The sequence below is a fragment of the Pelagibacterium sp. genome, from assembly GCF_035555455.1.
Taxonomy (GTDB): domain Bacteria; phylum Pseudomonadota; class Alphaproteobacteria; order Rhizobiales; family Devosiaceae; genus Pelagibacterium.
In genome coordinates, this window is the sequence record NZ_DATMGM010000040.1 from 14314 (window position 1) to 26516 (window position 12203).

General features: G+C 62.8%; 14 protein-coding genes. All 14 read right to left on the minus strand.

From position 1 onward, the window contains the following. Positions 1-42: 42 nt before the first annotated feature. The 14 genes from VNS12_RS07330 to VNS12_RS07395 all read right to left on the minus strand — a co-directional run bounded on the left by VNS12_RS07330 (position 43) and on the right by VNS12_RS07395 (position 12178). On the minus strand, positions 43-720 hold the full coding sequence (locus VNS12_RS07330; protein ID WP_325487174.1) for an aspartate/glutamate racemase family protein: 678 nt from the start codon (positions 718-720) through the stop codon (positions 43-45). Then, a complete protein-coding gene (locus VNS12_RS07335; RefSeq protein ID WP_325487175.1) occupies positions 717-1235 on the minus strand; it encodes an RNA pyrophosphohydrolase in 519 nt (172 codons plus the stop codon). Before VNS12_RS07335 ends, VNS12_RS07330 begins: the two co-directional genes overlap by 4 nt. Then, on the minus strand, positions 1232-2383 hold the full coding sequence (locus VNS12_RS07340) for a divergent polysaccharide deacetylase family protein (protein ID WP_325487176.1): 1152 nt from the start codon (positions 2381-2383) through the stop codon (positions 1232-1234). The genes VNS12_RS07335 and VNS12_RS07340 overlap by 4 nt, the downstream gene beginning before the upstream one ends. 101 nt (positions 2384-2484) lie before the next feature. Next, complete coding sequence (locus VNS12_RS07345; protein WP_325487177.1) at positions 2485-3849, minus strand: S41 family peptidase; 1365 nt, start codon at positions 3847-3849, stop codon at positions 2485-2487. Further along, positions 3849-5204 (minus strand): murein hydrolase activator EnvC family protein, encoded by a 1356-nt coding sequence (locus VNS12_RS07350; RefSeq protein ID WP_325487178.1) that lies wholly within the window; start codon positions 5202-5204, stop codon positions 3849-3851. The genes VNS12_RS07345 and VNS12_RS07350 overlap by 1 nt, the downstream gene beginning before the upstream one ends. Positions 5205-5250: 46 nt before the next feature. Then, the gene (gene rlmH / locus VNS12_RS07355) at positions 5251-5736 is read right to left on the minus strand and encodes a 23S rRNA (pseudouridine(1915)-N(3))-methyltransferase RlmH (RefSeq protein WP_325487179.1); all 486 of its coding nucleotides are present in this window, start codon (positions 5734-5736) and stop codon (positions 5251-5253) included. A gap of 16 nt (positions 5737-5752) precedes the next feature. Beyond that, complete coding sequence (rsfS, locus tag VNS12_RS07360; protein WP_325487180.1) at positions 5753-6145, minus strand: ribosome silencing factor; 393 nt, start codon at positions 6143-6145, stop codon at positions 5753-5755. Positions 6146-6311: 166 nt separating this feature from the next. Further along, positions 6312-6959 (minus strand): nicotinate-nucleotide adenylyltransferase, encoded by a 648-nt coding sequence (locus VNS12_RS07365; RefSeq protein ID WP_325487181.1) that lies wholly within the window; start codon positions 6957-6959, stop codon positions 6312-6314. Then, positions 6956-8239 (minus strand): glutamate-5-semialdehyde dehydrogenase, encoded by a 1284-nt coding sequence (locus tag VNS12_RS07370; protein WP_325487182.1) that lies wholly within the window; start codon positions 8237-8239, stop codon positions 6956-6958. Before VNS12_RS07370 ends, VNS12_RS07365 begins: the two co-directional genes overlap by 4 nt. 26 nt (positions 8240-8265) lie before the next feature. Further along, positions 8266-9405, minus strand: coding sequence for a glutamate 5-kinase (gene proB / locus VNS12_RS07375; protein WP_325487183.1), 1140 nt, complete (start codon positions 9403-9405; stop codon positions 8266-8268). Next, a complete protein-coding gene (gene obgE / locus VNS12_RS07380; protein ID WP_325487184.1) occupies positions 9405-10448 on the minus strand; it encodes a GTPase ObgE in 1044 nt (347 codons plus the stop codon). Before obgE ends, proB begins: the two co-directional genes overlap by 1 nt. After that, positions 10445-10990 (minus strand): GNAT family N-acetyltransferase, encoded by a 546-nt coding sequence (locus VNS12_RS07385; RefSeq protein ID WP_325487185.1) that lies wholly within the window; start codon positions 10988-10990, stop codon positions 10445-10447. The genes obgE and VNS12_RS07385 overlap by 4 nt, the downstream gene beginning before the upstream one ends. A 233-nt stretch (positions 10991-11223) precedes the next feature. After that, complete coding sequence (rpmA, locus tag VNS12_RS07390; protein WP_325487186.1) at positions 11224-11490, minus strand: 50S ribosomal protein L27; 267 nt, start codon at positions 11488-11490, stop codon at positions 11224-11226. A 25-nt stretch (positions 11491-11515) separates the two neighbouring features. Then, positions 11516-12178, minus strand: a complete 663-nt coding sequence (locus tag VNS12_RS07395; RefSeq protein WP_325487187.1) for a 50S ribosomal protein L21 — start codon at positions 12176-12178, stop codon at positions 11516-11518. Positions 12179-12203: the final 25 nt, after the last annotated feature.

Genomic DNA, 12203 nt, shown 5'->3' on the forward strand with positions numbered 1-12203 from the left:
GCGACTTCAAAGAGCGCCCTCGTGGCGCTCTTTTTGTGTGAGCTATTGCACCGACATAACGGTCGCCAGCGCGGCTTCCACATGTAGGGCGGCAGCGTCGTAAAGGGGAAGCGGGCTATCGTCATCGGAAATCAGCAGCGGGAGCGTCGTTGAAGCCAGTACGACCGCCTGAACGCCGCGCGCGGCAAGCTGTTCGATGGCAGCGATATAGACCTCTCGGGAGGCGTCGTTAACGATCCCTTGATTGAGTTCTTCGCCGATGATGCCGTCGAGATTGGTTCGGCCCGTCTCCGGCACCAGTGTTTCGATGCCACGAGCGTGCAACCGCGCACTGATGGCATCGGTTTCCATGATCTGCCGTGACCCGAGAAGCCCGCAAGTTGAAGCACCGTCACAGATCAGCGTCTCGGCCACGACATCGGCGATATGGAGCAGCGGTATCGAGACTGGTAGGCTTAGGGGGAGCGCACCATGCAGGGTGCTGCCGGCCAATATCACCAGCCCGGCGCCGGACGCTTCCAGTTGCAGGGCCGCTTGGGTCAGTCGCGCGCCGACGTCGTCCCAATCGCTGCTGGATTGCACAAGCCCGATGTCGGAGACTTCGATGGCTTGGACCTGAACGGCCGGGCGAAGTTCCCGATTGCTCAGGCGATCCATGAGATTGTGGTAGCGTGACAGGGCCTGCGTGTTGGCGATACCAACAAGGCCGATGGTCTTCACGGTGCCTTCGCGCGGATTTCCGCCGGCAGGTTCGCAAAGACAGACTGCACTTGCAGATAGGCCGGGCGCTTGAAGGGCACGATGATGTCGGCGACCGTGTCGAAACGCTCCCAGCGCCAGGCATCGAACTCCGGATCGAGGCCGGGCGTGTTCTGGTTGAGGGTAATTTCGGCCTCGTCGCCTTCAAACAGGAAGGCGAACCATTTTTGCCGCTGACCCCGATATTTGCCACCCAGAGCGATGCCCAGAACATCCGCCGGCAGATCGTAACAGATCCAGTCCGGCGCCTGTGCGAGCAGGCGGATGGTGCGGATGCCGGTTTCCTCGTAGAGCTCGCGATAGGCCGCCCGCAACGCATCTTCGCCGTCATCGATACCGCCTTGTGGCATTTGCCAGGGCGCGTCGACTTCTGAAGTGTCGGGACCGGGAGTGAAAATCCGCCGCGCCAGAAAGACGTCGCCGGAGGCGTTGAACAGGGCGATGCCGACGCAATCGCGATACGGCAGGGAAGTCATGGGGCGTCCTTATGGTTGGAGATCGCGCTGATGGGTACGAGCAGATAGCTGTCTTCATCAAGGGCTGCCGCCCAGTCCGCAAGGGTGCGAATCGAGACGGGCAGTGCCGACAGGATGCCGACCGCCTGCCCGCGTTCATCCGCAACGCGCTTGAGGTCGTCAAGGGCGGCCAGAATAGCGGTTTGCGATGGATTGGTATCGACCCAGCTATCGACCCTGCCATAAGGAACACTGTTCTGGCGCGCGAGCTGCGGCGCCACCGATCGGCTGGAACTGCCGTCATCGAGATAGGCCAGCCCGCGCAGGCCCAATTCTTCCATCACCGGCCCAAAATCGGCGGCGGATGCGGTGAACCGTGCTCCCATATGATTGAGTACGCCCGTATAACCGGTCATGCGCGAGAGCAGGAAATATAGTTTCTCTAGATTTTCGCGCGGGGGCTGTTCGACCAGAAGGGTATGGGGGCCGGGGTCGTTTTGCGGATAATCAAATGGCTCCAGAGGGATTTCGAGCATCAGTTCATGGCCGCCGGCGCGCGCAAGGTCGGCAAGCGCATTGAGATTGCTGCCATAAGGGGCAAATGCCAGGGTGACTGCGCCGGGCAAGGCCGTGATCGCCTCATTGGTGGTGGCTTCGCTCAGGCCAAGGCCGGACATGATCACGGCGATCAGTTTGCGCCCACCTGCCGCTTGCGGCGATATCGAGGGCCGGGCGTAGGCCTCGTAGGGCTTGAGGCCAGAACTGCTGACCCGGGGCAAAGGCCCGTCCGAGGTCATTTCGAACAGGTCCTCGGCCGGAGCGAGCGGATCGAGGGGATCAGCGGTCTGCTGCGCATCGCCCAAGACGATGATCGAGGGCCCGTCGATGGCACGGGCCTCAGAGACCACGATCGGGTCGGGCGTGGTGGCGAGGTCCCTCGCCACGGGGTTGGGTGCGGGCTGGAGATTGACCGGGGCCTGGGCGACCGGACGGCCTCCCATCGGATCATCGACGAGCAAGATCCACGCACCGACACAGAGAACCAGGAGTACGAGCAGGACTGCACCGATACGGCCCCAGGGCATGGTCCATGTCGCGGCGGCGCTTTGGCCGTCGCGCCGTTTGCTGCGACGGTTTTTTCCGAGTGGTGCGTTCAACTCGTCCGTCATTGGGATTGGCCGTTTCCACTTTTCGCTGGAAGCGCTCTGAAGCTGCATCGGATCGGTGCGCGACTCAACCCGATGCAGAGATTCTCAGATCCTATCACGGGTCAGGGCGTTGCGGATGCCTCATCGGGCTGCTCGACCGGCTGGGCGATGATCGCATCGGGGTCAGGCGGGAAGGCGGGGTCCTGTACTTCGCCCAGAATGAGATCGATCGCATATTGCAGCTGGTTGTCGTCCTCTCGGTTGGCGGGGACATAGACCGATGATCCGACCGTCGCCTCTTCCTCAGTCTCGCCCTGAATGTGCCCGGCCAGCCCGGCTTCGCCGATGATCAGGTCGCGCCCCTGGAATTCTTCGGGCACGTCCTGGAACACTTCGACATCGGGGGTGATGCCCAGTGCCTGGATCGAGCGATTGTTGGGAGTGTAATAGCGCGCCGTGGTCAGCCGCATGGCGCCGTCAAAGCCCAACGGGACGATCGACTGCACCGAGCCCTTGCCGAACGAACGCGTGCCCACGAGCGTCGCCCGGCCCTGATCCTGCAACGCTCCGGCAACGATTTCGGCAGCGGAGGCCGAGCCGCCATTGATAAGCACGATCATGGGGACATCGGCGAGCATGGCATCGAGCTCGTCTGGCCGGGCGTCGTAACGCGAATTCTGGCTTTCGATGCGGCCACGGGTCAGCACCACGGCTCCCTTGTCGAGAAAGGCATCGGCGACGAACTGCGCCTGATCGACCAGACCGCCGGGATTGTTGCGCAGATCGAGAATGAGGCCCGCCGGGGCTTCCCCATCGTTTTCTTCGAAAATTTCGCGGATCGCGGTGTCGAGCCCGCCATAGGCCTGACCGGAAAACCGCGCGAGACGGATGACCGGCACGTCGCGCTCGAAATTCCAGCGCACGACAGTGAGCGCGATGATGTCGCGCGTCAGTGTCATGTCGATCAGCTGATTGACGCCCTCGCGTGAAATGACCAGATCGACGTCGGTGCCGATTTCCCCGCGCATCTTTTCCACGGCCTCATCGAGCGTGAGACCCATGACCTGCTGGCCATCGATTTCGACAACATAGTCATTGGCAAGAATACCGGCGCGCGACGCGGGGCTGTCGTCGTAGGGGGTGACGACCTTGACGAGGCCATCTTCCATGACAACTTCGATGCCCAGGCCACCGAACGTTCCCGAAGTGTCTTCGCGTACATCGGCGAAGCTTTCGGGCGAGAGGTAGGCGGAGTGGGGGTCCAGCGAGGTCAGCATGCCCTGAATGGCGGCGCGGATGAGTTCGGTTTCATCGGGCGTTTCGATGTATTCCTCGCGGATCCGATCGAGGACGAGACCAAACAGTTCGAGCTGACGGTAAAATTCGTCCTGCTCGGGCTGGCCTTGCGGCGCCTGCGCCGTGACCGGGCCGATAGAAGCGGCGATTGCCACCAGGGCGATCAGAACCCGTTTTAAAACCACCGCCATCAGTTCGTTCCACTTTCCTGTTGCAGGGCCTGGCTTGTCCACCAGCCCTGGATATCGATGGGGCTTCCGCCCTCCCGAAGTTCAATATACAGCGCGGGCCCCGAACCGCCAGCGCTCGCTTGCGGGCCGCCAGCGCTTCCCATCGTACCCACCGGGCTGCCCATCTTGATGAAGGCGCCTGGTTCGACGGACAACGTCTCCAGACCCGCAAGGACGATGAGATACTCCTGTCCCGCATTGAGAATCAGGATTTGGCCGTAATTGAGGAAAGGTCCGGCAAAAACAGCCCATCCATCTGCTGGCGCCACGACCGTGGCCCGATCCCCGGTTTCGAGCGTCAGCCCCTTTGACGTGCTGCCAAATCCGTCGGCCGCGCCAAACGTGGTGCGCGGTGTGCCCGCTACCGGAGCGGTGAGATATCCTCTGGCTGCCGCCAGCGGCACCGCGGGTTCGGTGCGTGCGTCATCGGCAAAGGCCAGGGCGATGGTCTCGGGGTCGAGGGTCGGTATCTGCTGGCCTGAATTGGCGGCGCGGGTTGCCTCGTCAGCGGCGGTGATTGCGGCAATGCGGCTTTCCAGACCCTCGATCAATTGTTCGAGAGAGGTCGCCCGATCGGCCAGCGCCTGGGCCTCGGCCTCTTCGCGCAGCAAATCTTCGCTGAGCCATTCGAGCCCGTGCTTGCGCGCCTCGATGATGGTGGCAATGCGCAGGCGTTCCTCGTTCAGCGTCGTCAGATTTGCGTTGAGGCGCTCGGCCTCCTCCAGCGCGGTCTGCTTGAGAGCCAGCAACTCCCCTAGACTGTCTGTGACCGTCTGCGCCTTTTCCTGCAATTGCGGCAAGACCGCCCCGAGCAGCAATGCGGCGCGGGCCGAGCCGAGCGCATCGGCGGGATCGACGATGATCGCTGGAGGCGGTTGGGCGGAAATGCGTTGCAGGGAGGCCAGCAGGTTGGAGATAGCCCTGTCATGGCCATCGAGGCGCAGACGTACGGTCCGTTCTGAAGCAAACAGGGCTTCGAGGCGCTCTTCCACCAAGCGGATATCATCATCGGCCAGATCGACCCGCTGGGCGGCGGCCACAAGTTCGGCTCCCAGTCGCGTGGCATCGCCATCGAGCGCTTCGATCTCGGCCCGGATTGCTTCGATGCGCTCGTTACTGAGGTCGATTTCTCCGCGAACGGTATCAAGGTCGCCCTGGGCGGTGACGGCTGCCCCTTCGAGTTGAGGTGAAGGGATCGTATCGGCGGTGATATCGTCCTGCGCAGAGGGCTGTGCGATGCACAACGCCATGCCCAGCGCTGCAAGCAGCACGGTATGTATCGGGCGCAAATGGAACGGTCCCACGGTCAGACTCAAACCGACAAACTCCGAATCAGCGCGGACAATAGCAGACACACGGCCATCAATCGCCCCGGTGATAGGGGTGTCCGGACAAAATTGTCGTCGCCCGATAGAGCTGTTCGGCGACCAGGATGCGCGCCAGCTGGTGCGGCCAGGTCATGGCGGAAAACGAGAGCACCAGATCGGCGGCAGTCCGCAATTGCGGAGAAAGGCCATCGGCCCCGCCAAGGACCAGAACCAACGCGGTCCGACCCATGTCTCGCCACTGGCCGATGCGGTTGGCAAAATCGAGACTGGAAACAGATTTCCCACGCTCATCGAGCGCAATCAGCACGGCCCGTTCGGGGAGAGCATCTTCAATGGCGCGTGCTTCTTCGGCCTTGCGGGCATCGGCGCTGGATGCTCGGGATTCGGGGAGTTCGGTAACAGAAAAACCCGATAACCCGAGCGCCTTGCCGCTGGTGAGCGCCCGGTCGAGAAAGCGCGCCGCAAGCTCCCGCTCGGGTCCGGCCTTCATCCGCCCTACAGCGACGATCGAGATGCGCATACGGGCCTAAGCGCGGTTAGTGCGCGTCGGTGCCGAAATCCGCTGCCCACATCTTTTCGATGTTGTAAAACTCACGGACTTCGGGGCGGAAAATGTGAATGATCACATCGGACGCGTCGACAAGCACCCAGTCGGCAGCGGGCAGCCCTTCGATGCGGGGCTTGGCGTAGCCAGCTTCCTTGAGCGCGCGGACCACCTGGTCGGCAACAGCCGCCACGTGACGGTTGGACCGTCCCGAGGTTACGATCATGTGATCGGAAAGCGACGACTTCCCGGTGATATCGATGGCGACGGTGTCTTCGGCCTTGGCGTCGTCGAGAGCCGTCAGGATCAGGTCAAGAAGGGGGGCTTTGGGCGCGGGGTCGGGCGCGGTATCGATCGAAACCGGCTTGTGGTGGGTCGGAGCCATTACGAGTGGTCCTCCGTCCGGTGGGGCATGTGCTGGGTCATCAAGCCTGTACAGTTTCCTTGTCCTGGCGTTGTCCATATGGGGTTGGCCCAATATGCGTGTCACGCGGCGCTTTGCCAAGAGCAGCAATCAACGTCATCATGACTTAATGTCGTTAATGAGACGGTTAATCGGAAGGGGCGGTTTTGGGGTCAAGCGCTGTCCCGTCCCGCAATTGCGTTGACGATAGCGGGCTCATCAATCCATGCAGGAACACCCAGGCGGGGGCCGGCATTGTGGCGAGGCCAACGGCGTCGGCCTCCTCGATCCGCGCGTTGGAAAAGCGCAGTGCTGCCTTTGAAAACGGCGCGCGTCGGGTTGAGCCGGGACGCACATAAACGGCAATGGGAACGAGGGAGAAAATGTCCTCCCACCGCTCCCACAGGTGAAAGCTCGAAAGGCCATCGGCCCCCATGATCCACACGAACCGGCGATCGGGAAGAGTGCGGGTCAAATAGGCAATCGTCTGATATGTATAGGTAAATCCATGCGCTGCCTCGAACGCTGTCACTTTGACACGCGGGTGGTCGGCAATCGCGCGCGCCGCGAGCACGCGGTCGGTCAAGGGGGCCAGCTCCGTGCGGTCCTTGAGCGGATTGCCCGGGGTCACCAGCCACCAGATCGCATCGAGCTTGAGACGCTTGAGGCTTTCATGGGACACCAGCCGATGCCCGGCATGCGGCGGGTTGAAGCTGCCGCCGAACAGCCCAATGCGCATGCCCGGCGCTGAGGGCGGCAGGTCGGTGATGCCGGGGATGACGACAGGATTCGTCAAGGGCGGGTCTGCCCGGTGCCGCGGACGAGGTATTTGAAGCTGGTGAGCTGTTCGACGCCGACGGGGCCGCGGGCATGCATCTTGCCGGTGGCGATTCCGATCTCGCCGCCAAAGCCGAATTCGCCGCCATCGGCGAACTGGGTGGAGGCGTTGTGCATGAGAATCGCCGAATCGATTTCGTTGAAGAAACGCTCTACAACCGCCGGATCCTCGGCGATTACAGCCTCGGTGTGGTGCGAGGAATAGTGCTCGATATGAGCGATGGCCTCGGAGACGTCGGCCACGGTCTTGACCGAAATGATGGCGTCTTCGTACTCGGTTTTCCAGTCTTCCTCGGTCGCGGGACGGGCTTCTGCGATAAGGCGCTGGACGGTTTCGTCGCCCCGAACCTCGCAATTGTTGGCTAAAAGTTGCTGGATAATCGGCGCAAGATGGGTGGAGATAGCGTCTTGATGGATGAGTAAAGTTTCTGCCGCACCGCAAATGCCGGTGCGCCGCATCTTGGCGTTGGTGATGACCTTGACGGCCAGATCGACATCGGCGCTCTTGTCCACATAGATGTGGACCAGGCCTTCAAGGTGGGCAAAGACCGGGACGCGGGCTTCAGCCTGTACGCGGCTCACGAGACCCTTGCCGCCGCGCGGTACGATGACGTCCAGAGTGCCGCCCAGCCCCTTGAGCATTTCGCCCACGGCAGCGCGGTCGGTGGTGGGCACGATCTGGATCGCGTCTTCGGGCAGGCCAGCGGCGCGCAGCCCCTCGACGAGGCAGGCGTGGATGGCGCGTGACGAGTGGACGCTGTCCGAGCCGCCGCGCAGGATGACGGCGTTGCCGGCCTTGAGGCACAGCGCGCCTGCATCGGCGGTGACGTTGGGGCGCGATTCAAAGATCACCCCGATCACCCCCAGGGGAGTGCGTACGCGCGAGATGTCGAGACCATTGGGACGCTGCCAGTTGGCAATCACGGTGCCGACCGGGTCGGGCAGGGCCGCGACCGTTTCCAGCGCTTCGATGATGCCATCGAGGCGCGCATCATTGAGCACCAGCCGGTCGATGAAGGCGGCGCTCATGCCGCCAGCTTTGGCCGCCTCAACGTCCTGCGCATTGGCGGCAAGGATCGTTGAGCGGTTGGTGTCGATGGCGCGGGCCGCGGCCTGCAACGCCGTGGTCTTCTTGTCGCTGGAGGTATGGGCAAGCACCGACGCAGCAGCGCGCGCCCGGCGACCGAGTTCTGCCATGACGGTGATCAGGGTATCGGACTGAGGTGCAGCTGCACTCATTCTAGCCTCCAGGTCTTTATGTAGCGCTATTGGGTCAAAAGCACGAGGTTGTCGCGATGGACCAGTTCGGTGCGCGTACCGGCTCCGAGCAGGTCCTTGATGGTTTCGCTATTCTTTCCGATGACCAGATCGGCGGCGTCGCGATCGAGGCCAGCAAGGCCGCGCGCCACTTCATGGCCGAGCTGATCGCAGACCGCGACGGTATCGCCGCGCGTGAAAGCGCCTTCGAGCCGGACGACGCCGATGGGCAGCAGCGAACGGCCCGCCTTGAGGGCGCGGACGGCACCGTCATCGATGGTGATGCGGCCCGACAGATCGAGCGTGCCCATGATCCAGCGTTTTCGCGCGGCGCGGGTGCCTTCTGCCGGAGCAAAAAACGTGTGGCGTGCGCCTTCGGTCAGGCTGCGCAGCGGGTTAGGAGCGGTGCCCAGCGCCACGATCATCGCCGTGCCGGCCTGGGTGGCAATCTGGCCCGCGCCGATCTTGGTGGTCATGCCGCCGCGCGACAGATGGCTGGCGGCTCCGCCGGCCATAGCCTCGATCTCGGGGGTGATGGCAGCCACATGGGGAATGTGACGGGCATCGGGATTGCGCGCCGGAGGGGCGGTGTAAAGGCCATCGATATCGGAGAGCAGGACCAGCAGGTCCGCCTCGATCATGGTGGCGACGCGCGCCGAGAGCCGGTCATTGTCCCCGTAGCGGATTTCGAAGGTCGCCACGGAATCGTTTTCATTGATGATCGGCACGGCCCCCAGCCCCAACAGGGTCTTGATGGTCGTGCGGGCGTTGAGGAAATAGCGGCGCTCTTCGGTAATGTTGGGGGTGAGCAGAATCTGGCCCGTGGTGATCCCGTGCTGGCCCAGATGGCTGGCCCAGGCCTGGGACAACGCGATCTGGCCCGCGCTGGCAGCGGCCTGGCTCTGATCGAGGGGCAGGGACTTGCCGGAAAGATCGAGCAGCCGTCGACCGAGCGCGATCGCTCCCGACGAGACGATCACGATGTCGCGTCCTTCGGCCTTGAGATCGGCGATATCCTTGGCCAGCGCCGCGAGCCAGTCGGCGCGCAGCTTTCCGGTTTTTTCATCGACCAGCAGGGCAGAGCCTATCTTGACGACGATGCGCCGGTAACCGGCCAGAGCGTTGTCGTGTTGCGCGCCAGTCTTCATCAGGGGGTCCATTTTTCCCGAGTCGCTGCGCCTGCGGCGTCGTCGAGGTCCATGCGGTTCTGGTCCAGCACGTCGAGCACCGCATAGAGCACGGCGTCGACAGAGTTGCCGGTGGCGGCGGAGATGGTGAGAACGTCGCCGCCCGATTCGTGCTCCAGCGCCGATTTGCGCTCGGCCAGCGTTTCGGGATCGAGGGCGTCGATCTTGTTGAGGCACAGGATTTCCTGCTTTTCGGCAAGGCCTCCGCCATAGGCCTCCAACTCGCCCCGGATGGTACGATAGGCCCCGACCACATCCTCCTGCGTGCCATCCACCAGATGGATCAGCACGCCGCAGCGCTCGACATGGCCAAGGAACCGATCGCCCAGACCGGCCCCTTCGGACGCGCCTTCGATGAGGCCGGGAATATCGGCCAGAACGAACTCACGCGAACCGGCGCGCACAACCCCCAGCCCGGGATAGAGCGTGGTGAAGGGATAGTCGGCGATCTTGGGCCGGGCGGCGGTCACCGCCGACAGGAAGGTCGACTTTCCCGCGTTGGGCAGGCCCACAAGGCCCGCATCGGCAATCAGCTTGAGGCGCAGCCAGATCCACTTTTCCTCGCCGGCGAGGCCGGGATTGGCCCGGCGGGGCGCCTGATTGGTCGAGGATTTGAAATGCGCATTGCCAAAGCCGCCATTGCCGCCTTCGAGCAGCACGTGGCGCTGGCCGACTTCGGTGAAGTCGGCAATGAGCGTTTCGCCGTCTTCTTCAAAGATCTGGGTGCCGACCGGCACCTTGAGGATTGCATCGGGTCCATCGGCTCCGGTGCGGTTCTGGCCCATGCCGTGCATGCCGGTGCCGGCCTTGAAGTGCTGCTGATAGCGATAGTCGATCAGGGTGTTGAGCCCGTCGACGCATTCGACGATGACGTCGCCTCCGCGCCCGCCATTGCCACCATTGGGGCCGCCAAATTCGATGAATTTTTCCCGCCGGAAGGCAACTGAGCCTGCCCCGCCATTGCCCGAACGGGTGTAAACCTTGGCCTGGTCGAGGAATTTCATAGTGTTTCAAGCGCCTTATAGAAGGCGTCCCGTGTCAGTTCGGTTTCGATATGGTCGATGTCGGTGTTTTGGGCAAGGCAGATTCGCTTGCCCAGCCCGGTGCGGGTGAACCCCAGCTTTTCCTGGATCGCCAGCGATGCGGCATTGAAATAGAAAACCCCCGAGACCATCCGCCTGGCACCGGTGATGGAAAAATACCAGTCGATCACGGCGGTGGCGGCCTCGGTCATATAGCCCTTGCCCCAATAGGGCTCGCCCAGCCAATAGCCGATTTCGGCATCGGGGCCTTCCCGGTGCATGCCGCAAAACCCCATCAGGCCCCCCGCATCGCAGATGGCAAAGGTGATGGAATCGGGTTGCCAGTCGCGCTTTTGCCGCACCAGCCAGTCGACCGCCATGTTCAGGGTGTAGGGATAGGGCACCCGGGCCAGGTTTTTGGTGACCTCAAAATTGTTGAGCAGCGCCGCAATGCGCGGCGCATCGCGCAGTTTGGGGCGGCGCAGGGTGAGGCGGGGGGTGACGATCTGCGGTTGGTCGATCATGCGGCGCTCTCCGCTCCGGCGAAGGCCTTTTCCCCCTGTGATCCGTCGAAGCGCACGATTTCTCCTGCCGGCGAGAGCACTCGCCGGGGGAAAGCAGCGCTGCGATGACAAACCAGACCCATGCTCACAAATCCGGGGCAAAGAAAAAGGGGAACCGTCGCCGGCTCCCCCTGATCCATATCCGAGGGCACCGCCGGCGAAAAGGTCCGGCGGGCCGAAATCGATCCGCCGCCTTATTCAGCAGCCTGAACTGGCTCGACCGAGATGAAGCTCTTGCCGCCTGCCTTGGTGGCAAAGCTCACCTTGCCATCGACAAGGGCGTAAATGGTGTGGTCGCGGCCCAGGCCCACATTGGTGCCCGGATGCCACTTGGTGCCGCGCTGACGCACGAGAATGTTGCCGGCGACGACAGATTCGCCCCCGAACTTCTTGACGCCGAGGCGACGGCCAACGCTGTCGCGACCGTTGCGGGACGAACCGCCTGCTTTTTTATGTGCCATGGTTCAAAATCCTTGGAATTGGTCGTTACTTCTGGTCGATCTTGGCGCGCGGGGGCTTGCCGGCGATCAGTTCCTTGGCCTGATCGACCCACTCGTCGCGCTGCACGCGGCCACGCAGGTCGAGCTCTTCATCGATCTTGGCGATGTCGGCGTCGGTCCACTCGGCGATCTGGTTCAGGCTGGTGATGCCAGCGGAAGCGAGCTTCTTTTCCAGCGCGGGGCCAACGCCACCGATCAGCTTGACGTCGTCCTTGAACTCGGCCTTTGCAGCGGTTTCGGCCTTTTCGGCCGCGGGTGCGGCTTCAGCGGCGGGTTTTGCTTCGGCCTTGGCAGCCTTTTTCGGTGCGGCAGCCTTCTTGCCCGAGGGCTTGGCGCCGCCGGTCAGAATTTCCGTGATACGCACCAGGGTCAGTTCCTGGCGATGGCCGTTCTTGCGGCGATAGCCCTGACGGCGCTTCTTTTTGAAAACGATGATCTTCTTGTCGCGGAACTGCTCGACAACTTCACCGGCAACCAGAGCGCCTTCGACGAGCGGGGTGCCCAGGGTGACATCGGCATCGGCGCCCACCATCAGCACGTTTTCAAACGTGATGGCATCGCCAGCTTCGCCGGGGAGCTTTTCTACGCGGACCAGATCATTGGCAGCAACCTTGTACTGCTTGCCACCGGTCTTGATGACTGCAAACATGTTTCTATCGGCCGGGTTACACCGG